This window comes from Streptomyces sp. NPDC034084, from assembly GCF_055575535.1.
Genome location: NZ_JBVISK010000012.1, coordinates 17,873 through 43,743 on the forward strand (window position 1 = coordinate 17,873; position 25,871 = coordinate 43,743).

Sequence of the window (25,871 nt, forward strand, 5' to 3'; positions counted from 1 at the left end):
GTGTTCATGTCCTGTTCACGCGGTGTGTGGCCTAGTACACAAGCCACGCTCGTCCGGGTGCAGTCACCGAAACCATGAAGGAGTTGGCTGGCGGCCGTTGTCGTCTTGTAGATTCGAACGAACGACGAGAACCGGGAACCTCACCGTTTCCCCCTGGAAACGGTGGCACCAGGTCACCGTCGACAACGCGACACACCACCATCATCGAACGAAGGAACGGCGGCGACACGATGCGGCTGCGCGCACTGCTGGAGAACGACGCGCTCGGGCTGCGCCTGCTCGGCGGCGAGGACGAGCTGGACCGGACCGTCCGAGGTGTCATGACGACGGACCTCAAGGACCCCAGCCGGTACCTCTCCGGCGGCGAGCTGGTGCTGACCGGCCTCGCCTGGCGGACGGAACCGGCCGACGCCGAGCCCTTCGTCCGCATCCTGGCCTCCGCCGGGGTGGCCGCCCTGGCCGCCGGAGAGGCCGAGCTCGGCGACATCCCCGACGATCTCGTAGAGGCGTGTTTGCGCCATCGGCTTCCGCTCTTCGCCGTGAACGAGTCCGTTGCGTTCGCGACGATCACCGAGCATGTCGTTCGACAGGTGTCCGGCGAGCGGGCCGGTGACCTGGCCGCCGTCGTCGACCGGCACAGGCGGCTCATGACCTCCGGACCGGCGGGCGGCGGGCCCGAGGTCGTCCTCGATCTCCTCGGCTCCGACCTGGACCTGCGGGCCTGGGTCCTCTCCCCCACCGGCCGCCAGATCGCGGGCGCGGGCGAGCCCCTGGAGCCCGGGCTCGCCGCCACCCTGGCCGGTGAGCACCTGGCCGCCACCCGGACCGGCCGGCGCGGCCCGCACCGGCTGGGCGTCGCCGGAGCCACGTACTCGCTCTTCCCGATCCGCAACACCGGCCGGGGCGCCGTGCCCGCCTCCCGGGACGTGCGCGAGACGGTCCTGTCGGACTGGCTGCTCGCCGTGGAGGCGGACGCCGGGGACTGGCCCGCCGCCCGGCTGGACCTGCTCCAGGGCGTCACCCAGCTGATCGCCGTCGAGCGGGACCGGCGCGACGCGGCCCGCACGGTACGGCGCCGGCTCGCCCAGGAGGTCCTGGAGCTGGTGCAGACGGGCGCCGCGCCCGCCGAGATCGCGGCCCGGCTGCGGGTCGCCGCCCCGGTGCTGCTGCCGGGGCTCGGCACGGCCCCGCAGTGGCAGGTGGTCGTCGCCCGCGTGGAGTGGGAGCAGGAGGCCGGTCAGAGCCCGCTGGACAGCGGGCCGGTCGCGCAGGCGCTCCTGGAGGAGGTCCTCGTCGACCCGGCGACCGTCGGCGCCGAGTCGGCCGACCGGATCGCGGTCGCGCACAGCGGTGACGAGGCGATCGCCCTGGTCCCGCTGGCCGCGGCCCCGCTGCCGGAGAGCGAGGACGAGAGCCCGGCCCCGGCGCTCGGTCTCCACGCGGACGCGCTGCTCGCCGCCGTACGGGCGCCGCTCTCCGCGGGACTCGCCGACGACGGGCGTCTGACGCTGGGCGTCAGCGCGGCCGTGCACTCGGCGGAGGGCCTGCGCGGGGCCCTGGAGGAGGCCCGGCACGCCCGCCGGGTGGCCGCCGCCCGCCCGGGCCGGGTCTGCGCCGCGGGCCACCACGAGCTGGCCTCGCACGTGCTGCTGCTGCCGTTCGTCCCGGACGACGTCCGGCGCGCCTTCACGGCCCGGCTGCTCGACCCGCTGCGGGACTACGACCGGCGCCACCGGGCTGAGCTCATCCCGACCCTGGAGGCGTTCCTGGACTGCGACGGCTCCTGGACCCGCTGTGCGACCCGTCTCCACCTGCACGTGAACACGCTGCGGTACCGGGTGGGCCGGATCGAGCAGCTCACCGGCCGCGACCTCTCCCGGCTGGAGGACAAGCTCGACTTCTTCCTCGCGCTGCGGATGAGCTGACGCCGATCGGACCACCGGCGATTCACTCCTTCGGGCGAGTCCGGAGGAGTGACGGCGGCGGCCCCGGCGGGCCTCCCGCACCGGGTCCCGCGGACCCGGCCCGACGCTGATCACCGGCGTGATCACCGGCCGATCGGCGGTCCGGCGATCCGCCGGACCGGGCGGGGGCGGAGGTCTCCACCCCCGCCGACCTCTTGTGAATTTTTTCACCCGACCCCTTGGCCGGGTGCTGCCGTTCGTGCTGAGATGCCGTCCTACTCAACAGCTCGATGGCGCGCTCGGGGAGGGCAATGTGGCGGATACCGCCATGTCTGGTTCCGAATCAAGGGATGGCGAAGATCCGTCCCTCGCCTACGGCAAGGAGACTCCCGTGGAGACCGCCATATGGCGGCTCCGCTCCCGAGGTTGCTGGACGGACGCGGCCGCGCTGCTCGCGCCGTACGCGTCCGAACCGGCGGCCGCACTCGAACGCGCGGCGCTGCTCATCGAGCGCTGCCTCTACACCGAGAAGGGCTGGGCCGACGCCGAGGAGGCGCTCCGGGCGGCGGAGGCGGTGGCCGGCACCGACGAGGAACGCGGGGCCGCGGCCTGTGAACGCGGTTATCTCGCCTACGCCTCCACGCTGTTGGGCGAACGCGACCGGGCCGACGAGGCGCGGATGGCGCTGGGCCGGGCGGCGGCCCTGATCGCCCCGTCCGCCGCCGGCCGGCCGCTCCTGGACTTCCGGCGCGGGCTCGTCGCCCAGAACCTCGGTGACTCCCCACAGGCTGCCCGCGCCGCGTACCGCAGGGCGCATGCCGGGGCGACCGCGCAGGGCGACGCGCTGCTGCTCTCCTTCACCTGGCGGCATCTCGCCGGACTCGCCCTGCGCGAGGGCGAGTTGGCGGAGGCGCGGCACGGTTTCGCGGAGTCGCTGCGGATCCGTGAGGAGCTGGGCTATCTGGTCGGTACGGCCCCGGCGCTCACGGCTCTGGCCGACACGGAGACCGAACCGGAGGCGGGCCGCCTGCGGGCCGAGGCGCGCCGTCTCTTCCAGCTGCTCGGCGGGGTGCCGTCCTGGCTGTCGGCCCAGCTGACACCGCGGGCGGCCACCTGAACTCCACTCGCTCGGCGGCAGGGTGACTCCTGATCACCTCTGTCGCGGTGCGAGGCACACCAGGCTGTCGTCGGTTCCGACAATTAGGGAGCCGGTGCCGGTGACCGCGACCGCGCGGACCGGCGGTCCCGGGCGGAAGGAGAGCGTCGGGCCGCCCTCCGGCCGGTGGAGTTCGACGAGGCCGTCCGCCCAGGCGGCGGCGACCAGCGGCCCGTGCGGGGTCTCGGTCGCGTGCAGGGAGACGACCGGCGAGGCGCGCTCGGCGAGGGGCTCGGGGCGCGCTTCGCGGCCCGGGGTCCAGAGCCGGACGCTCCCGTCGGCGCCGCCGGAGCAGACGAACGGGGTCTCGGACTCGACCGCGGCGACGGCCGTGACCCGGCCGCTGTGCGAGGCCGACTGGTGAAGGCCCGTCAGGCCGAAGGCGTGGACGGAGCCCAGCCGGTCCCCCACCACCACCGAGCCGGCGATCGCCGCGAGGGCCGTGCCGGGGTGGCGGGCCAGGGTGGCCGAGACCGCCTCGGTGAGCCGCTCCAGGTACGGCGGCCGGGGCGCCGTTCCCCGTACGGCGTGCAGCCGGCCCCGGTCGTCCAGGAGCAGCACCGTGCCGTCGGGCGCGGGTGCGAGGGCGGCGATCCGGCCGGGGACGGTGTGCACGAGGCGGCCCGCCGGGCTCGCGTCGGCCTCGTGGAGCAGGCGCACGGTGCCGGTGGGGTCGCCGACGAGGAGGGTGCCCTCCAGGGGGCCGCCGGCCGCGCCGAGCACCGTGACCGGGCCGGGCCAGGGCGGGGTCAGGTCACCGCGGTGGCGGGCCCACCGGACCCGCCAGGGGGCGCTGTCCGCCAGTGCGGCGAGGGCGGGGCGGAGCCGGGGGTCGGCGCCGTCCCCGAGCGCGGCCAGGAGCACCAACGCCCGTTCCGCCGACTCCTGTTCGCGGCAGAGCGACTGCCCGGCGCGCATCCAGGCGGTCCGGAGGCCGCCGTGCTCGTCGGCGGTTCCCTCGCCGGGCCGGGCGGACGGTTCGGGCCCGTCGAGGGTGCCCGGGACCCCGGCGAGGGCGGCGCCGGTGACGTACGCCGTGGTGACGAGCAGCGGGTCGGCCGCGCAGACGGCCGCCGGGTCGGAGAGGTCGGGCAGCGGCGGGGCCGGCTCGACGGCGGCGCCGTCGCCGGTCTCGGGCTCGCCGTCGAGGTCGACGACGGTGACGGGGCGTTCGGCGCGGAGGGCGGCGGGGGCCGGGGTGCCGCTCCGGGCCTCCACGACGAGGCGGATCCTGCCGACTCCGGCGAGTTCGGCGAGGAGCCGGGTGAGCGCCGCGGGTTCGGCGGCGGCGTGGAGGTCCGTGAGGAGGAGGACGGACCGGCCGGCGGGCCGGGGCTCGCTGGTGGCGAGGGCGTGGACGAGGTCGCCGGGCGAGCGCGCGACGACGCCGAGGCGGTCGGCGATGGTCCAGGCCGCGCCGAGCGCGCTCTGCCCGGCGAGCGGGACGAGCAGCCGGGCCGGGCGGCGGCGGGACCGCCCGGAACGCGGGCCGTACCCGGCGAGCCAGCCGAGGAGGGCCGTCTTGCCGCTGCCCGGTGCGCCGGTGACGAGGCAGAGCCGGGGCGCCTCGGGATCGGTGAGCCAGCCGAGCAGCGCGGCGGCCTCGGCTTCCGTGCCGTCCCATGCCGGGGACGGGGTCGCGGACGGCATGGGACACCTCACGGGCGACGCGGTGCGGGCGGCTGACGCCTTCGACCTTAGTCGTCCGGGGCGCCGTGGGCCCCGATCCGGTGCACGGCTTCCGGGACCGGGACCGGGAAGCCCGGCAGCGCCTGGACGCTCAGCACTCCGATCCCGTGAAGTGCTCCCGTACCAGGCTCTGGACGACCGGCAGGTCCTGGGCGACCAGGGCGTCCAGCAGGGCCGTGTGTTCGGCCGCGTCGGCGACGAGGACGCCGTGGCGGAGGGTGGGCGCGCTGATCAGGGGCCATTGGGAGCGGCGGTGCAGATCGTCGGCGACGGCGAGGAGTTGCTCGTTGCCCGCGAGGGAGAGGACGGCGCGGTGGAAGGCCCGGTCGGTTTCGGCGTAGTGGGCGCGGTCGCCCCGGGCGGCGGCCGCCGCCGTGGCCTCGGCGAGCGGCCGGAGCTCGGCCCAGCGGGCGGCCGGGACCGTGCGGGCGAGCCGCAGCATCACGGGGACCTCGATGAGCGCGCGGACCTCGGCGAGCTCGGCGAGCTCGCGGGGCGTGCGCTCGGTGACGCGGAAGCCGCGGTTGGGGACGACCTCGACGGCCCCTTCGACGGCGAGGCGCTGCATGGCCTCGCGGACGGGGGTGGCGGAGACGCCGAAACGCTCGGCGAGTGCGGGGGCCGAGTACACCTCGCCGGGGCGCAGTTCGCCGCCGACGAGGGCGGTGCGGAGGGCTTCGAGGATCTGGCCGCGCACGGAGTGCCTGCGCACGGTGCGCGGGCCGGGGGCCGCCGGTTCGCCGTGGGTGTGCTCGCCCCGGACGTGCCCGGGGCCGCGGCACGGCTCCGTGCCGCGCGCCTGTTCCGGGACGCGTAGGGACGCGCCGGGAGCGGCCACGGCGTCGCCGAGGGGCGGGGACGGCATCTCCGTCGCCCGCTCGCGCGCTGCGCCCTGCTCCACCCGGGTCCTCCTGCGGCCTCGTGCCGGGCCCGGCTCGCGTCGCCGGGTCCCCCGTGCACCATAGGCGAACGGACCGACATCCGGGGCATACGGGTTGCCGCGCAGGTGGGAGGGGGTCGCCGTGGTGAGAGACCACCCCGAATCGGGTAAGGTAAGGCTAACCTGCTCACGCTCGCGATTCGGTGGTCCGCATGACCGTCCCCGCCCTGTTGCCCGCCCCCCTCACCTCGCCCGTCGCGGCTGCGTACGCCCGGCTCGCCGAGGTCTTCCCCGGGCTGCGGACGGCGGAACCCGCACGGGGCGAGCGGCTGCCGAGCGGCGGGGGCTGGGTCGGCGCCGACGAACTCGCGGCCGGCGGCCCCGGCCTCGAGGCCTTCCTCGCCTGGGACGACGCGCAGGTGCTGCGGGAGTACGGCACCCGGGCACGCCCCGACGTGCTCGCCGGTTTCGGACTGCACCGGTACGCCTGGCCCGCCTGTCTCCTCGTCACCGTCCCCTGGTTCCTGGACCGCCGGGTGCCCCGGCTGCCCGTCCGGAACGTGGCCTTCCAGCGCACCCTCGGCCGGATGTCCGTCCGCGTGGAGGAGTTCGCCTGCCTCCCCGGCGACCCGGCGGCCACCTTGCCCGGCGCCCGGGTCGTCGCCGGCGAGGAGGCGCTGAGGGCCGAGGTGCGCGCCTCGCTCGCCGAGCACTTCGAGGCCGTCCTCGAGGGCTTCGGCCCCCGGATGCGGCGCGGCCGCCGGGCCCTCTGGGGAATGGTCACGGACGAGATCGTCGAGGGCCTCTGGTACATCGCGACCCTGCTCGGCGAAGAGCCGCGGGCGCTGGCCGAACTCGAACTCCTCATGCCGGGCACCCCCGAGCCGTACAAGCCGTACGCGGGTGCGGCGGGCTTCCGCGAGCTGGCGGGCACCGAGGGGCCGGACGGCGTCCCGCACGCCACCCGCTCCCGGGCCACCTGCTGCTTCTTCTACACGCTGCGCCCCGAGGACACCTGCCTCACCTGCCCGCGCACCTGTGACGCCGAGCGCGTCCGCAGACTGACCGCCACCGCCTGAGGCTCCCGAGCCTCGAGCCGGGCGACCACGCCACCCGCCCGGGTGACGGGAATCGAACTCAATCCCTGTCATCTGTGCGGGTGTTCGACCAGATCGTACCTATTCGCATGTCCCGCGACCCCGATGGCGTGCTCTTGCCCGGAAACCCCTTGAGCACCCCACGGGGTCGGCCAGTATGGGCCGCCAAACGCCCTACTGCGATGCAAGGGACACCGCATGAGACTGACCGACATATCGCTGGACTGGCTGCTTCCGGGCGGCGTGATGGTGGCCGGAGTCCTGACGGCGGTGGCGGTGCTCGCGCGCGGGAAGCGCGCCGGTGACCAGGCCGCGGCCGAGGACTCCTGGGAACGCAGCGAGGAGCGCCGCAGACGCAAGGAGGCCGTCTACGGCTTCGCCTCGTACGGGCTGCTCTTCCTCTGCGCGGCCGTCGCGGCGGCGCTCTCCTTCCACGGCCTCGTGGGCTTCGGCCGGCAGAACCTGAACCTCGCCGGGGGCTGGGAGTACCTCGTCCCCTTCGGCCTCGACGGCGCCGCCATGTTCTGCTCGGTGCTCGCCGTCCGCGAGGCCAGCCACGGCGACGCGGCCCTCGGTTCGCGTCTGCTCGTCTGGATGTTCGCGGGCGCGGCAGCCTGGTTCAACTGGGTGCACGCACCGCGCGGCATGGGCCACGACGGGGCACCGCACTTCTTCGCGGGCATGTCCCTGTCGGCTGCGGTCCTCTTCGACCGGGCGCTGAAGCAGACCCGCAGGGCCGCTCTGCGCGAGCAGGGCCTGGTGCCCCGTCCGCTGCCGCAGATCCGTATCGTGCGGTGGCTGAGGGCGCCCCGGGAGACCTTCGCGGCCTGGTCGCTGATGCTCCTGGAGGGCGTACGGACCCTGGACGAGGCGGTCGACGAGGTGCGCGAGGACCGGCGGGAGAAGGAGCAGAACCGGCTCCGCCGTCGCGACCAGGTGAAGCTGGACCGGGCGAGACTCAAGGCGATCAACCGTCAGCACCGGGCCTTCGGGCTCGGCCGCGGCGGCGGGCGCCAGGTCGAGGTGGCGGCGCTCAACGCCGCCTCAGGGACCGGTCAGAGCCCGGGTGCGGGCAGCGGTTCGGGCTCCGCGACGGCCGCCGTGCAGGCCACCGTCGCGGAGCCCGCCATAACGGACCCCGGACAGCTGCCGCTTCGACCCCGGCCCTCCCTGCAAGCCGTCAGGGGCGATGAACCCCGGCCCGGCGAGTCCCGGACGGTGGACCTCACCGCCGAGGACGACACCCAGGCGCTGCCCCGTCTCGACTCCCTGGAGCGCAAGCTCAAGGATCTCGAGCAGCAGTTCGGCTGAGCACGGGAAAAGAAGGAAGCCGACGGGGCCGCCTCTCAGGCGGCCCCGCCGTTCAGTTCGAACCACACCACCTTGCCCACCTCGTGGTCCTCGACTCCCCAGGAGTCGGCGAGGGCCTGGACGAGGACGAGTCCCCGGCCGTTCGTACCGTCGTCGGCGGGCGGTACGGGCGGCCGCTGGAGGCCGGGCACGAAGTCACGGACCTCGACCCGCAGCTGCTCGGGGACGACCGTCGCGGTCACGACGGCCCCGTGCTCGGTGTGGACCAGGGCGTTGGTCACCAGCTCGCTGGTCAGCAGTTCGGCCACGTCGGAGGCGCCCGGTCGGCCCCACTTCCGCAACAGTTCCCGCAGGGCGTGCCGCACCTCCGGCACCGCCGTGAGATCCGCGCATCCCACCTTTCTGAGCAGTTGAGTCGGCTGTCGTGCCTCCCCGGCCATATCCCCCCACCCACAGGTCGTGTCGAACAGGCTCCCGGGGATGCATGCCCCGCCTCACCGTCCGCATACATGAGGTGGCGGGGCGGCGTCAGGGCCTGGGGACGTTGCGCAGGTTGGAGCGGGCCATCTGGAGCATCCGCCCCACTCCCCCGTCCAGGACGATCTTGCTGGCGGAGAGCGCGAAGCCGGTGACCATGTCGGCGCGGATCTTCGGCGGGATGGAGAGCGCGTTGGGGTCGGTGACGACGTCGACCAGGGCGGGCCCCTTGTGCCGGAAGGCGTCCTTGAGCGCGCCCGCGAGCTGCTTGGGCTTCTCCACCCGGACGCCGTAGGCCCCGGCGGCGCGGGCGATGGCGGCGAAGTCCGGGTTCTTGTTCGTCGTCCCGTACGAGGGGAGTCCGGCGACCAGCATCTCCAGCTCGACCATGCCGAGCGAGGAGTTGTTGAAGACGATCACCTTCACCGGCAGGTCGTACTGGACGAGGGTCAGGAAGTCGCCCATCAGCATCGAGAAGCCGCCGTCGCCGGAGAGCGAGACGACCTGGCGGTTCCGGTCCGTGAACTGGGCGCCGATCGCCTGCGGCAGGGCGTTCGCCATGGAGCCGTGGCTGAACGAGCCGATGATCCTGCGCCGCCCGTTGGGCGAGAGGTAGCGGGCCGCCCACACGTTGCACATGCCCGTGTCCACGGTGAACACCGCGTCGGCGTCCGCGAGGTCGTCGATGACGGAGGCGACGAACTCGGGGTGGATCGGCACGTGCTTCTCGACCTTGCGGGTGTACGCCTTGACCACCCCCTCCAGCGCGTCGGCGTGCTTCTTCAGCATCTTGTCGAGGAAGCGGCGGTCGGTCTTGGCGCGGACGCGCGGGATCACGCAGCGCAGGGTCTCGCGGACGTCGCCCCAGACGGCCAGGTCGAGCCGGGAGCGGCGGCCGAGGTGCTCGGGCCGGACGTCCACCTGCACGATCTTGACGTCGTCGGGCAGGAAGGCGTTGTACGGGAAGTCGGTGCCGAGCAGGATCAACAGATCGCACTCGTGGGTGGCCTCGTAGGCGGCGCCGTACCCGAGCAGACCGCTCATGCCGACGTCGTACGGATTGTCGTACTGGATCCACTCCTTGCCACGGAGGGCGTGGCCGACCGGGGCCTTGACCCGCTCGGCGAACTGCATCACCTCGGGGTGCGCGCCGGCCGTGCCGCTGCCGCAGAAGAGCGTCACCCGGTCGGCGGCGTCGATCATCCGGACGAGGGCGTCGATCTCGGCGTCCCCGGGGCGGACGCTGGGCCGGGTGGTGACGAGGGCGGTCTCCGCCGATTTCTCCGGGGCCGGTTCGGAGGCGATGTCGCCGGGCAGGGAGACGACGCTGACGCCGCCGCGGCCGACGGCGTGCTGGATCGCCGTGTGGAGCAGCCGGGGCATCTGCCGCGGGCTGGAGATCAGCTCGCTGTAGTGGCTGCACTCGCGGAACAGCTGGTCGGGGTGGGTCTCCTGGAAGTAGGAGAGCCCGATCTCGCTGGACGGGATCTGCGAGGCGAGCGCGAGGACCGGGGCCATGGAGCGGTGGGCGTCGTACAGGCCGTTGATGAGATGCAGATTGCCCGGGCCGCAGGAGCCCGCGCAGGCGGCGAGGCCGCCGGTGATCTGCGCCTCGGCGCCGGCGGCAAAGGCCGCGACCTCCTCGTGCCGCACCTGGATCCAGTCGATCCCGCGGGTACGGCGGATGGCGTCGACGACCGGGTTGAGGCTGTCGCCGACGACGCCGTACATGCGTCGGACGCCCGCGCGCACGAGGATGTCCACGAACTGTTCCGCCACGTTCTGTTTGGCCATGGCTCCATCAACACACGGCCCCGCGCGTCACGCCTCCCAGACGGCCGCCGCCGTACGGTCATCGGCGTAACCGGTCACCCTCAGCTGGGTGTCGGCGAGGAATGCGGCGAGGCCCGGCGGCTCGGCTTCGGCCCAGCGGGCGGCGAGCTCGTGCGCGAGGGCGGGTTCGCCGCGCATCGGCTCGGCGAGACCGGGCGAGGCGAGGAGGAGGGTGTCGCCGGGGCGGGCGACGGACGCGCGGAAGCGGAAGGGCTCGGCGGGGGGCGGCACGGGCTCCTCGACGAGCGGCGGCGAGGTGGTGATGCCGAGGTCCATGGTGAGCCTGTCCCCGTCCTCGGTCACCTCGGGGGCGGCGGGCCCGGACTGCTCGGGCAGGAGGGGTTCGAGGTCCTGCCAGGATCCGTCGCGGAGCCGGAAGAGCCCCCCGCCGCCGATGCCGAAGAAGACGCGGGTGCGGCACTCGGGGTCGGCCGGGACGAGGAGGCAGCGGAGGGTGGCGCCGTACTCGTCGGGGGCGAGGCCCCGCTCTGCGGCGCGGGCCCGCAGCTTGCCGCAGGTCCGGTCGGTGAGCCGGTGCAGCCCCGACTTGAGGTCACCGCGGCGGCCGGACCTGATGTCCTCGGAGAGCCGGGCGTGGCTCCGGCAGACGGCCTCGGCGATCCAGTGGCAGGCGTCGGCGGCGGCGAGGTGCGCGTCCTCGGCCGTGCGGGAGCCGGCGGCGACGGCGACGAGGACGAGCGCGGCCTCGTCGTGCCCGAAGCGGGCGGTGAGCAGGGCGTCGCGACGGGGTTCGCCGCGGAAGCGGGCGGAGTCGCCGCGTACGGAGGCGGCGCGCAGGGTGCAGGTGCCGTAGCGGGCTCCGTCGAGGACCGTGTCGGCGACCAGGTCGGCGAGTTCGCCGGGGCGGGCGACGGGCAGCGCGGTGGGCTCGGCCTCGTAGGTGGGCGGTCTGCCGCCGATGAACCCGGTCCGCGGCCGGGGCATGGCCAGGGCCACCCGGACGGTGGCATCGGGGTCGGGGCAGGCGTCCGGGCCGGAGCCGGGATCCGGCTCCTCGTGGGCCGGGTCGTGGGGCGGGGGCACGTGGACGGTGGGCGTCTCGACGGGCGGAGCGGCCGGGGGCGGGGGCGGCGGGCCCGGGAAGGTCCGCGGGCCGACGGCCTCGGGCGCCTCCCAGGGCGCCGCTCCGGGCACGGGGGGCGCCGGTGGCGCCGGTGGCGGGGCCGGCCGGGCGGCGACGGGGGGTGCCGGCGGGGCGCTCGGCACCGGTGGCGCGGGGGGTGACGACGGCGGGGGCGGCGGGGGCATCGACGGCGTCGATGGAGCCGGCGCCGTGGCCGGGCCCTGTGTCACCGGGGGCGCCGTGGCCGGGGGCGATGCCGTGCCCGGGGCCCGCGTCACCGGGGGCGCCGGGGCCGGTGAGGGTGGTGTGGCGCGGGGTGTCGTGTCGAAGTGGTCGTCGAGCGTGTCAGCCGAGACCGTCGGGGCCGTGTCCGGCGCCGACTCGTCGTAGAGCTTGTCCCACCAGTTGTCCCCCTGCTGAGTCATGCCCTTATTGTCCACCGCTCACGGCGTCGGAAAACGGGACACCAGGAAAACCGTTGGTGCGAATGGGTGATCCGCCGGGCGGCCCCACCCCCCACGGGAAGGACGCCCGGCGGACCGGCGTGGTCAGCGCACGTCGTAAGCGCGGACCACGGTCTGGGTGACGGAGTTGCCACGGGCGTCCGTCAGTTCGGTCTTCAGGGTGACCTGCTCGCCGGTCGCGCCCGCGTGGTTCACGGTCGCGGTCCAGCCGCCGCCCTGCTGGGAGACCTGCGCTTCGGTCCAGGTCGTACCCCCGTCGTAGGAGTACGAGAGCTTCGCCGAGGTGAGCGCCGCGGGCGTGTAGCCCGCGTGACCCGTCGCGGTGAGGCCGATGTGCTGGCCGTCGGTCGCGGCGAGGGTCTTGAGTCCGTCCTCCGGAAGGTCGTACCGGGGGAAGAGAATCGGGATGCCCTGAGAATAGACGCTCTCGTCAAGCTTGGAGGTGAATTTCCAGACCGAGTTGACGGAAGTGGAGCGGGCCCACACCTTGCTGCCGATCTTCATGGTGTTCTGTTCGAGGGTGTACGTCCCGGCTTCGGCCGGTACCTCGAAGACGCCGGACGGCCAGCCGGTCTCACCGATGAGCTCGCCGTCGCGGCGCAGGCTCAGATTGCCGATGTCGCCGAAGGAGCCGGCCTCGGCGTGGTGGGTGCTGTCGCCCCACAGGGCGTTCGCGAAGCCGATGAGGTCGCCCTGCCGCTCGGAGACGAGGACCGGCTTTCCGGCGGTGTCGCGGGGCGCGGTGGGGGCGATGACGCCGTCGTACCACTTCTCGGTGCGCTTCTCGCCGGGCTTGTACGTGTGGCGGGCGCCGATCATGAGCTCCCCGAACGGGAAGCTGCTGTTGACCATCTGCTGCCAGGCGGTGTCGCCGGCGGAGTAGTACTCGGTGCGGGTGCCGGGGGCGGGGACGGTCTCCAGGGAGCCGAAGGAGACGCCGGCGCCGTCGGGGCGGTACGCGGCGGGGAAGTCGGTGAAGTCGGTGGTGATGCCGGCCGAGCCGTAGGTCGCGTCCGTCCGGCCGAGGCGGGCGTCGCGGACGCGGTACTCCGTGTCGTCGCGGATCGCGCCGGTCTCCGGGAAGGCGAGGTTGTAGAGGTACGGGCTCTTCGCGGTGGCCTTCCAGGCGAGGGTGACCTCGCCGGTCGCCAGCTTGCCGAGGAGCGCGGTCGCCTCGGTGGACGGGACGGAGAGGACGGGCAGGCCGATGCCGGTGAAGCCGCCCGCCGGGTACCAGCGGGCGGGAGCCGCGTGGTACGCGACGACGGCGACGGCGCCCGCGGCCTTGGCGTTCCGGCCGAGGGTGCCGGCGTTGGTGGAGTCCTCCGGGAGCCGGACGAGGGCGATACGGCCCTGGACCCCGGCGGCCTTCAGCTCTTCGGGAGTGCCCGTTCCGGCGTCGACGAGTCGGGCCGAGCCCGTGCCGTCGAGGTTGTCGGAGCCGAGGGAGCCGGTCAGCGGGTGCAGGGTCAGGCCGTCGCCGGTGCGCAGCGAGGTGATCTGCGGGGCGGCGGCCCGCCAGTAGCTGCCGAACTCGAAGTCGCCCTCGTCGGCGGCGCCTTCGACCGAGGCGTAGTAGCCGCGGATGGTGCGCGGGCCGGCGGCGGTTCCGGCGTGCAGCCAGAAGTCGTCCCAGGAGCGGGCGAACGCGAGGGTGGCGCCGCGGAGTTCGGAGGCCCGGTCCGTCTTCACCGAGAGCTTGTGGGCCTTGCGGGCGTCGAGGACGACCGTGGTGTCCTTCTTCAGTTCCACCTGGGGGCGGCCGAGGTAGGTGAGCGAGTCGTTCAGCGTGGCGCCCTCGCCCGCGTCGGGCGTGGTGACGAAGGAGGAGAGGAAGTAGCTGCCGGGGCGCAGGCGGTAGACCTGGTCGGATGCTCCCTCGTTGAAGCGGCGCTCACCGCTGGCGGTGTCGGTGCCGATGACGTCGAGGGAAGAGGCTCCGCCGGCGGGCTTGCCCTGACGGTCGATCAGTTTCACCCGCAGGGTGACGGTCTCGGGCTCCACGTACAGCGAGAAGGGGGTGGAGACGTGGATGCCGCCCTTGCCGGTGGCGACGACGCGGCCGGTGACGTCGCCGTACTGGGCGCGCTCCAGGCGTGCGTCGGGGGCGAGGTCGAGCGGGACCTGGACGGTGGCGCCGGCCGGGACGGTGACGGTGCGCCTGCCGAGGCGGGCGATGCCCGACCGGACGGCGGAGCCGTCGTTGCCGGTGACCTTCTCGACGGCCAGGTCGAGGGTGACGGGCGCGGCGGAGGTGTTGGTGTACGGCACGGAGACCGTGGTGCGGTCGCTCCTGTCCTGCGGCCAGTCGAAGGTGCCGCCCTGGACGGCGGGGGCGCCGAGCACGGTCTGGTCGATCGCGGCCTTGACGTCGAGGCGGCCGCCGCCGACCTCGCGGACGTCGCCGGGGACCCCGCTGTCGGCGGAGGCGACGAGCGCGGACTTGATCTGCCGGGCGGTCCAGTCGGGGTGGCGCTGCTTGACGATGGCGGCGGCGCCCGCGACGTGCGGGGTGGCCATCGACGTACCGGACATGGACTGGTACGCGTAGACGCCCCGGCCACCGGCCGCTGCGGCGGAGATGCCGACGCCGGGCGCGGCCATCTCGGGCTTGAGGGTGTGCTGGACGATCGTCGGGCCGCGGCTGGAGAACCAGGCGGTGGAGTCGTCGCGGTCGGTGGCGCCGACGGTGAGCACGCTGGGCGCGCAGCCGGGCGAGGAGACCGTGTTGAGCGTGGGGCCCGAGTTGCCGGCGGCGATGACGAACAGGGTCCCGTCGTTCTGGGCGAGTTCCTCGGCCGCGACGCTCATCGGGTCGGTGCAGTCGGTGGGTTCGGGGCTGCCGAGGCTCATGGAGACGACGTCGGCGCCCTGGGCGACGGCCCACTCCATGCCGGCGATGATCCAGGAGGTGGCGCCGGAGCCGGAGTCGTCGAGGACCTTGCCGTTGAGGAGGTCCGCGCCGGGGGCGACGCCCTTCTTCTTCCCGTCGCTCGCGGCGCCGGAGCCCCCGACGGTGGAGAGGGTGTGGGTGCCGTGGCCCTGTCGGTCGCCGGTGGTGTCGGAGTCGGTGAAGTTCTTCTGGGCGACGACGCGGCCCTCGAGGTCGGGGTGTTCGGCGTCGGCGCCGGTGTCGAGGACAGCGACCTTGGTGCCCTTGCCGTCGTAGCCCGCGGCCCAGGCCTCGGGGGCGTGGATCTGCTTCGTCGACTGCTCCAGGGCGGCTTCGACCTTGCGGTCGAGCCAGAGCTTCTTCAGGCCGGGGGCGGAGCGGGTGGCCGGGGCGGCGATCTCGGCCCAGAAGGTGGCGGCCTGCTTCTTCTCCGCCGTGAGCGCGACGCCGTCGATCGCCTTGAGGACCTGGCCGCGCCGGGCGCCGCGGGGTGCGGCGGGGACGGAGCGGGCGAGGTCGGAGCCGTAGACCGCGATGAGGGGCAGCGTGGTGGTGGCGGCGTCGTCGTAGCCCTGGCGGATCAGGCCGGTGACGTTGAAGAGCTCCTCGTCGACGCGTCCGGCGGCGAGCGCGGCGGTGGCGTCCTCGGGGTAGACGTAGAGGTCCTGGCCGGAGCGGCGGGTCTGGACGAGGGGGACCGTTCCGTCCTCGCGGGGCAGGGCCGTGGCCGCCGGGTTGCCTTCGGCGTCGCGGGTGAGCAGGACGCGATCGCCGGTGACCAGGGTCACCGTGGCGGTCCTGGCTCCGTCGCCGGCGCGGGCCGAGGCCTCGCTGCCGACCAGCGGTCGCTTGCCGGCCGTGTCGTCCTGCGGCTCGTCGGCCATGGACGGCGCGACCGCGGTGACGGCCAGGACGACGGCGGTCGCCGCCCCCACGGCCGTACGCGAAATCGGACGCATCGCTCTCCCCGTCTGAATCCGGAAAAAGGGCATGAGGCGCCCGCTCCGGAGGCTGTCGGTGCTGCGGTGGCGCCACATTGGCAGAGGTGAGGGCCGTACAGGGATGATGGGAGAGGCGGGAATACGCCGTGGCCGTTTCCCGCCAGGTCACCAACGGAACGAATGCCTCCGGTGAACGTCCCTGGAAGATCGGGGGCGCCCGCCGGAGGTACGGCGAGGGGCGGGGCATCCATGCTGGGAGCGATAGGACTCGACGAGCGCCAGGAGTCCGCGTACCGGGCCCTGGTCGCGCTGGGCGCGGCCGAGGTCACCGATCTCGCGCACCGGCTCGCCCTGCCCGAGCGGGACACCGAGCGGGCGCTGCGCCGCCTGGAGGCGCAAGGGCTCGCGGCCCAGTCCTCGGCCCGCACCGGCCGGTGGGTCGCGGCGCCGCCCGGGGTCGCCCTGGGCGCGCTCCTCACCCAGCAGCGCCACGAGCTGGAGCAGGCCGAGCTGGCGGCGAAGCTGCTCGCCGAGGAGTACCGGGCGGAGGCCGAGGAGGCGGCCGTCCACGACCTGGTGGAGGTGGTGACCGGCGCGAGCGCGGTGACCCACCGCTTCCTCCAGCTCCAGCTGGGCGCCCAGGAGGAGGTCTGTGCCCTGGTCACGGGCAAGCCGGTCGCGGTCTCCGGCCTGGAGAACGACGCCGAGGAGCAGGCGGCCGCGCGTGGGGTGCGCTACCGCGTGGTGATCGAGCGCGAGGTGCTCAACCTCCCGACCGGGCTGCTCGAACTGTCGGCGGCCCTCAGCCGCGAGGAGAAGATCCGGGTCGCGGACCGGGTCCCCACGAAGCTGGTCGTCGCCGACCGGTCCCTGGCCATGGTCCCGCTGACCGGCCGGGGCGCCGAGCCCGCGGCGATCGTCGTGCACGCGAGCGGGCTGCTCGAATCGCTGATGGGCCTCTTCGAGTCGGTGTGGCGGGAGGCGCTGCCGCTGCGGCTGGGGGCGGGCGCGCAGATCACCGAGGACGAGGCGCCTGGGCCCGACGTGATGGACCTGGAGATCCTGTCGCTGCTGCTCGCCGGGATGACGGACGCGAGCGTGGCCAAGCAGCTGGACCTGGGGCTGCGGACCGTGCAGCGGAGGGTGAAGGGGCTCATGGAGCTGACCGGGGTGACGACCCGGCTGCAGCTGGGCTGGCACGCGTACGAGAAGGGCTGGGTCTCCCGCGCCTGACGTGTCCCGGGGCCGGGTCGCCCGCGGTTGACGCGTCCCCGGGCCGGGTCGCCCGCGGCCGACCTGGCCCGTAGCCCGTCCGCCCCGCGCGACCTGCGGGAATCCCGCTCATCGTGCACGCTGGGCAGCGTGGGTGTGTGGCAGCTCCTGATGATCGCGACGGTGATGCTGCTCGGCCTGTTCGGGGTCCTTGCGCCCGGCGTGCCGGGGCCGTGGCTGGTGTGGGCGGCGATGCTCTGGTGGTCGCTGCACGAGCGGACCGACCTCGCCTGGATCCTGCTGGCCTCATCGACGGGTCTGCTGCTGCTCACGCAGGTGATCGTGTGGCAGCTGCCGCCGCGCCGCCTGCGGGGTGTCGGGATCACCCGGCGCATGGTGACGTACGCGGGGGTGGGCGCCGTCCTCGGTTTCGTCCTGGTCCCGGTGGTCGGCGCGATCCCCGGTTTCGTCGGCGGCATCTACCTCGCGGAGCGGCTCCGGCTCGGCGGCCACGGCCAGTCCAGGGCGGCGACCCGGGCGGTGATGCGGGCGGCGGGCACGAGCGTGCTCGTCGAGCTGTTCGCCTGCCTGCTGATCGTGGGGGCGTGGGCGGGGGCGGTGATCTGGGGCTGAGCCCGGACCCGGTCGTCCCGGCCCCGGCTCGGGCCGGGAGGACTACCCCGCCGAAGGAACCGCGTCGAGGTAGCGCGCCGCGTAGGAGCCCCACGGTCGCCACTCCTCCGCCTCCGGGGCGCCCGCCGGGGGCACGTCGGGGTCGCCGAGGGCCCGCATGCGGATGAGCGCCGCGGCCTCGGCGGTCACGCCGGGGACGGCGAGCAGGGCGCGCTCGGCCTCGTCGCGGTCGGCGCCCGGGTCGAGGCGTACGGCTCCGTCCGCGAGGGCGCGGGCCAGCGGCCCCGCGACGGGGTGGTCCGTCAGGGCGGCGGGTTCCGGGAAGACATGGGTGAGGGTGCCGCAGGCGGTGGCCAGCGGGGTGCCGTGGAGCTCGACGAGCCGGGCCGACTCCCCCGCGCCGAGGACCGTCCGCAGCGCGAACTCCTCGGGCTCGGCCGTCCCCGGCGAGCGCACACCGGGCCGGGCGGCCACCTCGGCGGCGAGCCCGGGGGCGGCCCCCAGGCGCTCGGCGACCGCGTACGGGTCGGCGTCGAGGTCGAAGAGGCGGCGCAGCCGGTGCACGGCGGTGGTCAGGTCGCGCAGCTCGGTGAGGTGGATCCGGGCCTCCAGCCAGCGCCCGCCGGAGCGCTCGTCGACGGAGACGACACCGGTGCCGTACGGGAGGCGGAGCGTACGCCGGTAGGTGCGGGCGCCGGGGGCGCCGAGGACCTCCTCCACCCGGGGCACGGCCTCGGCGGCGAGCAGGTCGAAGACCTCGCGGGCCGCGTACGGGCCGCGGTGGGCGAGCCGCAGCGGCACCCCGGCGGCGAGCGCGGTACGGGCTCCCGCGCCGCTGCCCGCCTCGGCGCGCAGGGCGGTGGGGGTGCGGGCGTAGACGGCGCGGATCGTCTCGTTGAACTGACGGACGCTGGCGAAGCCGGCCGCGAAGGCGATCTCGGTGACGGGCAGGCCCGTGGTCTGGAGCAGCAGCCGCGCGGTGTGCGCCCGCTGGGCGCGGGCGAGCGCGACGGGCCCGGCGCCCAGCTCGGCGGTGAGCTGGCGCTGGACCTGCCGGGTGCTGTAGCCGAGGCGTCCGGCGAGTCCGGGCACGCCCTCGCGGTCGACGACGCCGTCGCCGATCATCCGCATGGCGCGTCCGACGACGTCGGCCCGGACGTTCCACTCGGCGGAGCCGGGCACGGCGTCCGGCCGGCAGCGGCGGCAGGCGCGGAAGCCGTGGCCCTGGGCGGCGGCGGCCGTCGGGTAGAACGACACGTTCTGCCGCTTGGGGGTGACGGCGGGGCAGCTGGGACGGCAGTAGATTCCGGTGGTCCGGACGGCGAAGAAGAACTCTCCGTCGAACCGCGCGTCCCTGCTGGTGACCGCCTCGTAGCGGGTGTCGTCGTCCCTCATGGCTCCCAGTGTGCGGGAGCCGCCGCCACCCGGCTCGCGGTTTTCGGACACCGCGATCGGCTCGGTCCGGGGCTACCGGACCCTGCCGCCGCCGCGCTTGAGCTGCATGGCCTTCTGTCCCTCCCTGCCCATGCGCTTCCACTCCTTGAGCATCTCGGAGCGCACCCGGGCGTCGGTCTTGGCCACGATCCGCCGGTTCTCGCGGATCAGCTTGTGGTAGCTCTCCAGGCGGCGTACGGGCAGCGAGCCGTCCTCGATCGCCGCCGCCACCGCGCAGCCCGGCTCGGACTCGTGCGCGCAGTCGTGGAAGCGGCAGTCGGCGGCCAGCTCCTCGATCTCCGAGAAGACCTGGCCGACACCGGCCTCGGCGTCCCAGAGCCCGACACCGCGCAGTCCGGGGGTGTCGATGAGGACGCCCCCGCCGGGCAGGACGAAGAGGTTGCGGGTGGTGGTCGTGTGGCGGCCCTTGCCGTCGACGTCACGGGCGGCCCGGACGTCCATCACGTCCTCGCCGACCAGGGCGTTGGCCAGGGTCGACTTGCCGGCGCCGGAGGTGCCGAGCAGCACGGTCGTGCCGCCGGCGACGGTCGCGGCGAGCACGTCGATCCCTTCTCCGGTGGTGGAGCTGAGGGGCAGCACCTGCACGCCGGGCGCGACCGTCTCCACGTCCTCGACGAGGTAGGACAGCCCGACCGGGTCGGGCACCAGGTCGGCCTTGCTGAGGACGACGGTCGGCTGGGCGCCGGACTCCCAGGCCAGGGCGAGGAAGCGTTCGATCCGGCCGAGGTCGAGCTCGACGGCGAGCGAGACCGTGATGACGGCGTGGTCGACGTTCGCGGCGAGGATCTGCCCCTCGGACCGCTTGGAGGAGGTGGAGCGCGCGAAGGCCGTACGGCGCGGCAGGCACGCCCGTACGTAGCGGGGGTCGGCGGCGCCATCCGGGTCGACGGCGGCCCAGTCGCCGGTGCAGACGACCCGCAGCGGGTCGTGCGGGGTCACGAACGCCGTGTCGGCGCGCACGACCCCTTCGGCGGTGGCGACGTCGCACTGGCCGCGGTCGACGCGGACGACCCGCCCCGGGACGAGTCCCTGGGCGGCGTAGGGCGCGAAGGCGGCGGCCCAGCCGGAGTCCCAGCCGTGAGCGTCGAGCAGCGAGGAGGAGGAGACGGAGGAAAGCGGGAAAGACAAGGGGGACCCTTCGAAGGGTGGCCCCGGCGGCGCGCTCCGAGCGCGCGGATCGAGTGGGTGTCAGCCGGAGACCACAGGGGTGGGAACGATGAACTCCTGAATGCGGGCAGAGCCCGTCACCGTGACAGTCATCAATGTCCTCACCTCCTGCTTCTTCTCGCACGAACCGACACCGTCCCCCCAGGAACGGATGAGCAGAACCATAGCCCCGCCCCAGGGCACTGCACCACCGATTAAATTCAGCCCCGCACCGCCCGCCATCGACTGTGGACGCGACGCCGCGAGCCGCACAGCGCACCGGACGAATTCGCTCCCCACTACGACGAGACCGTGCCCCTGGTCGGCTGGGCATCGGCTGTCCCGTGGCGATCGGCTGCGACCACACTCGTACCTGAGCCGCGAGCAGTGACCAGCAAAGCCCGGTTCGACGCGGTGATGCCGGCCCAGGACCGGAACAGGCCGCACGGCAGCTGGGGCAAGCGGCGCTCCAGCAGGCCGAGGGCGCTTCGACCGGCCCGGCGTGCTGTCCGGCTACAGTAGGTGAGCCCGTTGAGTGGCATAGCGAATCCGTGCAGAGAGGGGCAGCGGGGGATGAGTGTGGTGGAGAGCTGGTCCCGCGTGATGAGTCTTCTTCGGGAGTGTGCCCCGGCCGATCACGGGGATATGCCCGGTCCGGCCACGGAACAGATGATCGCGGCCGCCGAGGAGCGGATGGGGATCTCCTTTCCCCAAGACCTGCGGGCGTGGCTGCTTCTGAACAATCTGGATCTTCCTGAGGAAGACTTCGACGACGACGTGGCATGTTGCGGCTTCGACGGGTTCCCGGACGAGGGAATCTTCTTTCTGGGCATCCGGGCGATGGAGAAGCTATACGCGAACCGGTACATGCCCGGTGGATTCGATCCTCCGGACCAGCCGGACAATCCGTTCTGGCGTAATGAGTGGATCCCGTTTCTGTCAAGCCAGGATGGCTGGAGGGGAAAGTTCATCGATGCGCGGGACGGGCGTGTCGGACGCTGGTTCGTGGGTGCCCCCACAGTCACAGGCGAATACGAATCGATGGCCCAGTATTTCGACTCCGTAGCGGAGATACTGAGAAGTATCGCCGACGGAAACAATCCGATCTGCAAGGTCGCCGAAGGGCGCCTCGTTTGGTCGTGAAGCTGACTCATGAGAAAAATGCCCCCCGGGCTTCCGGGGGGCATTTTTTGTTACTCGGCTACGGTGTGGGTGCGGTGAACCCGTCTAGGTCCATCCAGTAGTTGTCGTCCTCCAACAGGCGTTGATTAGCGATGAAGGTGCCGAACGGTTGCATTGATTGGCCGTTTTGCCAATTCGACATCGAGGATCGCCCGCAGGGCTCCTTCCAGGTTGGCGCTGGAGCATCCGGGCGCAGGTGGAGAGTCATGGTGTCGTCGGCGTTGCGCGTGAGATAGGTCTGCACACATTCCTTGCCGCTGTACGACACGCTGTTCGGCCCATTGACATTTCCGGCGCTCTGAAAGGAGTTGGCAAAAGCGAACTCGTCGCAGCTTCTCTGGTCGGTGCGTGGCGCTCCTGCATCTGTGCTCCACATGTCACTGAACAGGCCGGTGCCCGGATAGGTTTTCCACCGTCTCTCGCAGATGATCTGGCGATTGCGATCTTGTTGCGTCTTGTCGGGATTTCGGGGATCGTCGGTGGCAAGCTTGTTGGCCAGGTAAGTGAGAGGCTTTCCGCCGTTCCTGTTTCCCCACTTGATGTTGGTCTTGCGCCACATCATGTCGATGTGGGCCGCGGCTCCGGGGAATTTCTTGGAGTTCATGACGTAGGTCGGCGTGTATCCGGGGAATACGCAACCGGTACCGGCGGCTTCACTGTCACAGCGGATGTCCAGCTTGGTGTTTTCGAACTCGGACGGATTCACGACCTTAGTGGTGTTGACCTTACCGCCGAGAGACAAGTACGGGGTGATCGTGTTCTTGGTGGCGCCGCTGGGCGCCCACTTGAACCGCGTGGTGACGGTCCGCAGGAGCGTGTCGCCCTTGGCGAAGGTCTTCGACCCGTTCCAGCCGACGCTGGTGATGTCGCAGTAGCCGCGGCACTTGGCCGCGTAGTCGAAGGTGGCGTTGTTCACCGTACCGTCCATCGACTTCAGCCGGATCTCGGTGACCTGCGAGAATTCGGCGCTCTTCGGGTCGAGGTAGTAGGTGATGTAGAGGTCGAAAGCCGCGCTTCCGGTCGGGACGGTGTTCGTGTACTCCGTCATTGCGTAGTCGCTGTGGATGCAGGCGGTGGTGCGCTTGCGGCTGAGGGAGTGGTTGACCGTCGAGCATGACGCGGTGCTCGTGGCGGCCATCGTCGTCGCCCTCGGCGCCGCCGTGGCGGTGTCTGCCGAGGAGCTGCGGGCCGCGGAGAAGTTGCTGCCGGTGATGTCCTCGTCCGGCTCGACCGGCGCCGGATCCGGAGCGGTCGGATTGGCCCTCATGTTGCCGGTCAGCGACAAGCCGTTGTACGTGCCCGGGACGAATGCCAGCGCGTCGAAGGCGATGTCCGCGCTGCCGTCACCGCCGTTGAAGTTGTCGAGCCGCACCTCGGGGATCTGGTCACCGAAGCTGTAGGCCCCCAGGTCCACCCACTTGTTGGCCTGGTTCGCGGTCTGCGAGATCGCCGCCTCCTCTTCCCCTTCGGGCGTCTGGATCCGGTACACGGCGTTGGAGGTCTGCGCCCCGTGGTCGGGTATGTGCGCGTAGATCTTCGCCTGGCGCGTGGTGTTGGTCAGCGGAGCGGTCAGCTTCCACGTGCCGGTCACCTTCAGACGCTCGGCGTTGGCCGGGTTCGACTCGGGCGAGCGGCTGTGCGTGAACCAGAAGTGGTTGCCGTAGCCCGCACCGATCTGATGCGTGTCGATCTTCCCCGGATACGTGGTGACGGTGGTCGGGTTGTCCGTACCGTCGTTGGTGAGATCCATCTGAGTGTCCCACGGGACATACGTGAAGTTGAATGTGCCGCTCGACTTCACCGCCCCGCATCCCCGCTTGGCGTCCACGCCGGCAGGTATGGTCCCGTCCGCCAGATCGTCGACCACCAGGGCGTTGGCGGGCAGAGGCGTGGTGACGCAGTTCGGCGGGTAGGAGCCGGCATCCGGCTGCTCGCCGTAGGACGTCGGGAAGCGGTGCACACCGTTGCCGCACTTGGCCCCCGTGGTGCAGTTCTTCCACTGCGCCTCGGTGACCGGCTGGTTCCACCAGCAGTGCAGCCAGTGCGGGTTGGTTTTGCTGTTGCCCGCGTCCAGGGTGCAGGCACCCAGGCCCGGGTCGTTGGAGTCGTTGTCGCCGATCTTGGCCGGGTTGCAGTTGTTCGACGCGTTGCAGAACAGGTCGACCGGAGGCTTGGCGCTCGCGCGGTCCGCGTTGGTGGTCCACCATGCGGCCTTGTAGCCCGCCTGGAAGTCACCGGGACCGAACAGCGCTGAGATCGGGCGCGCCGCCCAGCCGATCACCTTCTCCTGGTACGGCCAGTCCTGCGGGTGCGCGGCGTGGCTGTAGTCGTCCTTGGAGGTGTCGGTGGCGTGCTGCAGGAACGGCACCCGGTTGGCCTTCCACAGGGGGTTGGCCGGGTTGTTCGTCCAGCCCACGCCCGAGTGCCCCGCGGAGTCGGCGGTGTCGTAGAAGCCGGAGTTGTACGCCCACAGGGCGAAGAACCAGTTCTCGATCCACTTGGGGTGGCCGCCGTTGATCTTCATGCCGGCGTTGTACGTCTGGTTCCACTTCTCCGACAGGATCCGCACGCCGGCCGCGACGTTTGCCGTGTAGTCCAGCGCGACCGCTTCCTGGGCGACCGTGGACAGGGCGGTCTCGCCCGGCTTGGTCTTGCCCGCCAGGCGCATGCCGTCGGTGGCCTGCGTGATGCCGTAACCGCAGTCGGCATGGGCCCAGTCGATGCGCCACGGGTCGAGCTGCTCACCGGAGGCGGCGTAGTCGACGCCGTAGTAGTTGCCGATCAGCGAGTTGGAGGTGACACCGGGCACGGCGAAGCGGGTGGCCTGCCACATGTTGGATTCCTGCGCGGTGATGCCCAGCATCACCTGTGCGGGAATGTGCCACTTGTCGGTGACGGCGGGGTCCTCGTTGTCGAGCTTGCCGTTGGGGTCACCCGCGAGGACGGTCGGCGGGAACAGACCCTGGGGCTGGTAGCCGCCGGCGATACCGGTGTTCTTCCAGTTGCTGTCGCGGTAGAAGTTCAGCGAGCCGACGACCGCCTGGTCCACGGCCCACTCGACCTGCCGCGGTGTGGGCTGGAACGCCTGCTTCTTCGGGTCGTTGCGGGCCACCGCGCAGTAGCGCTCCCCGGTGCCTTCGCTCGGGTTGTCGGCCTGCGCGGTGAGGGCCTGGGTATGGACGGTCTGCGTGGACAGGCCGTCCGTGCTCTTCTCGCCCATGTCCGGGCCGGAGCCGACCGGGCCGCCGGTGGGCAGAGCGGGGGACAGGGCGTGCCCCTGTGCCTCGTCGCCCACGCGGTGCGCGCCAGGGCGCAGGTCGAGGGTCACGGACTTGCCCGAGTCCAGCATGCGCAGGGCCGTACGGGCGGGGCGCGGCTTGGCGGCGTCCTCCGGGTTGACCAGGGTGGTCTTCCCATCGGACCAGGTGGTGGTCAGGGCCGCCTGGGCGTGGCTGGAGATCGCCGCGCCCTTGGGGAGCTTGCCGGGGTTGTGCACCCGCCTGGGCAGGGCCTTGGACGTGGCGTCACCGGTGACGAACACCTCGCCGCGTGCCGAGCGGGTCAGGTCCCAGGCGTGCAGCCCGCCGGAGGCGACGGTGACGGGCTCGGTCTTCTTGCCCTGCCTCACCTTCGTACGGTCCAGGTGCTTGGCCCAGGCGACCGGCTTGTCGGACGCCTTCTTGTCCAACTCGCGGTCGATGAAGGTGATACCACCGTCGGCGTCGGCGGTGACCTGGAACGGCACCGTTGTGGTGGACGCCAGGGTCTTCTCGGCCGTGCCGTTGATCCGTACCAGCTTGTTGCCGTGGGCGGCGACGATGCCCGCGTCGGTGGGAATCGCCGAGGTGATCTGGCCGGCGAGCGTGACCGGCTCCGACCTCTTGCCGGTGGCCGCGTCGACGGTGATCAGACGGGTCTGCTGCTTTGCGTCGCCGTCATGGGTGAGCTGGGTGAACACCGCCTGGTCGCCCTGGCCGCAGCCGGGCGAGAAGTAGGCGAGCGACGACTGGAACGGCAGCTTGGTGACCTTGCCCGAGGTCAGGTCGACCACCGCGGTGAAGGCACCGCGCACCATCAGCTCGGGCTTGTTGGTGAACATCCGCGGCGCGTACGAGACGGCCGCGTACTTGCCGGACTCGGTGACGCAGTGGTTGCCGATCCAGGTGTCCGAGGCGAAACCGTCCTCGAACAGACTGGCCACCGTACGGAGTTGGTAGCCGTCCTTCTCCTTGCCCGCAAGGAGATGGAAGCCGGTGCCGTCACCGGTCGTGGTGACCGCGGTGTCCGCGGACTTCTCGTAGCCCTTGCCGAGCAGGCCGGCGCGGTCCTTCGCGGGGATCGCGGAGGGCTCCAGGGGGAGCTTCTTCCGCTGCTGGGTGGGGTCGCTCCACCCCTGCGCCGCGCCCTTGGGCGGCTTCGGTTGCTCGGCCTGCGCGGGCAGGCTCAGCGGTATCGCCAGCGCGGTGGTCACCACAAGGGTGATCGGCGCGCGCAGGCGACTACGTATCGGTCTC

16 protein-coding genes are annotated in these 25,871 nt (G+C 72.6%); 7 read left to right on the top strand and 9 right to left on the bottom strand.

Going from position 1 to position 25,871, the window contains the following annotated elements; translation table 11 throughout:
- Positions 1-230 precede the first annotated feature (230 nt).
- Together ACZ51I_RS30460 and ACZ51I_RS30465 are read left to right on the top strand one after the other, a co-directional pair.
- Entirely contained in the window at positions 231-1,925 is a 1,695-nt protein-coding gene (locus tag ACZ51I_RS30460) for a PucR family transcriptional regulator (protein WP_468882283.1), read from the top strand.
- A gap of 292 nt (positions 1,926-2,217) precedes the next feature.
- The gene (locus ACZ51I_RS30465; RefSeq protein WP_468882285.1) at positions 2,218-3,021 is read left to right on the top strand and encodes a hypothetical protein; all 804 of its coding nucleotides are present in this window, start codon (positions 2,218-2,220) and stop codon (positions 3,019-3,021) included.
- A 33-nt stretch (positions 3,022-3,054) separates the two neighbouring features.
- On the opposite strand, the gene ACZ51I_RS30470 is transcribed toward ACZ51I_RS30465, so the two are convergent.
- On the bottom strand, positions 3,055-4,710 hold the full coding sequence (locus ACZ51I_RS30470; RefSeq protein WP_468882288.1) for a hypothetical protein: 1,656 nt from the start codon (positions 4,708-4,710) through the stop codon (positions 3,055-3,057).
- 130 nt (positions 4,711-4,840) lie between these two features.
- Entirely contained in the window at positions 4,841-5,650 is an 810-nt protein-coding gene (locus tag ACZ51I_RS30475) for a GntR family transcriptional regulator (RefSeq protein WP_468882291.1), read from the bottom strand.
- A gap of 191 nt (positions 5,651-5,841) precedes the next feature.
- On the opposite strand from ACZ51I_RS30475, the gene ACZ51I_RS30480 reads away from it, so the two are divergent.
- Both ACZ51I_RS30480 and ACZ51I_RS30485 read left to right on the top strand, forming a co-directional pair.
- Positions 5,842-6,708 (top strand): (2Fe-2S)-binding protein, encoded by an 867-nt coding sequence (locus ACZ51I_RS30480; protein WP_468882294.1) that lies wholly within the window; start codon positions 5,842-5,844, stop codon positions 6,706-6,708.
- A 216-nt stretch (positions 6,709-6,924) separates the two neighbouring features.
- The gene (locus ACZ51I_RS30485) at positions 6,925-8,037 is read left to right on the top strand and encodes a DUF2637 domain-containing protein (protein ID WP_468882296.1); all 1,113 of its coding nucleotides are present in this window, start codon (positions 6,925-6,927) and stop codon (positions 8,035-8,037) included.
- Positions 8,038-8,072: 35 nt separating this feature from the next.
- On the opposite strand, the gene ACZ51I_RS30490 is transcribed toward ACZ51I_RS30485, so the two are convergent.
- From ACZ51I_RS30490 to ACZ51I_RS30505, 4 genes are all read right to left on the bottom strand, one after another.
- Positions 8,073-8,477: an ATP-binding protein gene (locus ACZ51I_RS30490; RefSeq protein ID WP_468882299.1), complete on the bottom strand. Its 405-nt coding sequence runs from the start codon at positions 8,475-8,477 to the stop codon at positions 8,073-8,075.
- A gap of 88 nt (positions 8,478-8,565) precedes the next feature.
- Positions 8,566-10,308 carry a pyruvate dehydrogenase gene (locus ACZ51I_RS30495; RefSeq protein WP_468882301.1) on the bottom strand — a complete coding sequence of 581 codons (1,743 nt, stop codon included), beginning with the start codon at positions 10,306-10,308 and terminating at the stop codon, positions 8,566-8,568.
- 27 nt (positions 10,309-10,335) lie between these two features.
- Positions 10,336-11,856: a protein phosphatase 2C domain-containing protein gene (locus ACZ51I_RS30500; protein WP_468882303.1), complete on the bottom strand. Its 1,521-nt coding sequence runs from the start codon at positions 11,854-11,856 to the stop codon at positions 10,336-10,338.
- A gap of 123 nt (positions 11,857-11,979) precedes the next feature.
- The gene (locus ACZ51I_RS30505; RefSeq protein ID WP_468882306.1) at positions 11,980-15,747 is read right to left on the bottom strand and encodes a S8 family peptidase; all 3,768 of its coding nucleotides are present in this window, start codon (positions 15,745-15,747) and stop codon (positions 11,980-11,982) included.
- A 231-nt stretch (positions 15,748-15,978) separates the two neighbouring features.
- Here ACZ51I_RS30505 and ACZ51I_RS30510 point away from each other — a divergent pair, with 231 nt between their 5' ends.
- Positions 15,979-16,962 (top strand): helix-turn-helix domain-containing protein, encoded by a 984-nt coding sequence (locus tag ACZ51I_RS30510; RefSeq protein WP_468882309.1) that lies wholly within the window; start codon positions 15,979-15,981, stop codon positions 16,960-16,962.
- A gap of 129 nt (positions 16,963-17,091) precedes the next feature.
- Complete coding sequence (locus tag ACZ51I_RS30515) at positions 17,092-17,574, top strand: DUF456 domain-containing protein (protein ID WP_468882311.1); 483 nt, start codon at positions 17,092-17,094, stop codon at positions 17,572-17,574.
- Positions 17,575-17,616: 42 nt separating this feature from the next.
- Here ACZ51I_RS30515 and ACZ51I_RS30520 read toward each other — a convergent pair whose 3' ends face one another.
- Positions 17,617-18,969, bottom strand: coding sequence for a DNA-3-methyladenine glycosylase 2 family protein (locus tag ACZ51I_RS30520; RefSeq protein ID WP_468882314.1), 1,353 nt, complete (start codon positions 18,967-18,969; stop codon positions 17,617-17,619).
- A 72-nt stretch (positions 18,970-19,041) separates the two neighbouring features.
- Positions 19,042-20,157, bottom strand: a complete 1,116-nt coding sequence (gene rsgA, locus ACZ51I_RS30525; protein WP_468882316.1) for a ribosome small subunit-dependent GTPase A — start codon at positions 20,155-20,157, stop codon at positions 19,042-19,044.
- Positions 20,158-20,748: 591 nt separating this feature from the next.
- Here rsgA and ACZ51I_RS30530 point away from each other — a divergent pair.
- Positions 20,749-21,318, top strand: a complete 570-nt coding sequence (locus ACZ51I_RS30530; RefSeq protein WP_468882319.1) for an SMI1/KNR4 family protein — start codon at positions 20,749-20,751, stop codon at positions 21,316-21,318.
- A gap of 58 nt (positions 21,319-21,376) precedes the next feature.
- Here the strand turns inward: ACZ51I_RS30530 and ACZ51I_RS30535 are convergent, their stop codons facing one another.
- Positions 21,377-25,831: a golvesin C-terminal-like domain-containing protein gene (locus ACZ51I_RS30535; RefSeq protein ID WP_468882511.1), complete on the bottom strand. Its 4,455-nt coding sequence runs from the start codon at positions 25,829-25,831 to the stop codon at positions 21,377-21,379.
- Between the last annotated feature and the right edge of the window lie 40 nt (positions 25,832-25,871).

Coding starts and splice junctions, on each gene's coding strand:
- ACZ51I_RS30460 (WP_468882283.1), top strand. CDS start 231: ATGCGGCTGCGCGCACTGCTGGAGAACGACGCGCTCGGGCTGCGCCTG.
- ACZ51I_RS30470 (WP_468882288.1), bottom strand. CDS start 4,710: ATGCCGTCCGCGACCCCGTCCCCGGCATGGGACGGCACGGAAGCCGAG.
- ACZ51I_RS30480 (WP_468882294.1), top strand. CDS start 5,842: ATGACCGTCCCCGCCCTGTTGCCCGCCCCCCTCACCTCGCCCGTCGCG.
- ACZ51I_RS30485 (WP_468882296.1), top strand. CDS start 6,925: ATGAGACTGACCGACATATCGCTGGACTGGCTGCTTCCGGGCGGCGTG.
- ACZ51I_RS30490 (WP_468882299.1), bottom strand. CDS start 8,477: ATGGCCGGGGAGGCACGACAGCCGACTCAACTGCTCAGAAAGGTGGGA.
- ACZ51I_RS30495 (WP_468882301.1), bottom strand. CDS start 10,308: ATGGCCAAACAGAACGTGGCGGAACAGTTCGTGGACATCCTCGTGCGC.
- ACZ51I_RS30500 (WP_468882303.1), bottom strand. CDS start 11,856: ATGACTCAGCAGGGGGACAACTGGTGGGACAAGCTCTACGACGAGTCG.
- ACZ51I_RS30505 (WP_468882306.1), bottom strand. CDS start 15,747: ATGCGTCCGATTTCGCGTACGGCCGTGGGGGCGGCGACCGCCGTCGTC.
- ACZ51I_RS30510 (WP_468882309.1), top strand. CDS start 15,979: ATGCTGGGAGCGATAGGACTCGACGAGCGCCAGGAGTCCGCGTACCGG.
- ACZ51I_RS30520 (WP_468882314.1), bottom strand. CDS start 18,969: ATGAGGGACGACGACACCCGCTACGAGGCGGTCACCAGCAGGGACGCG.
- ACZ51I_RS30530 (WP_468882319.1), top strand. CDS start 20,749: ATGAGTGTGGTGGAGAGCTGGTCCCGCGTGATGAGTCTTCTTCGGGAG.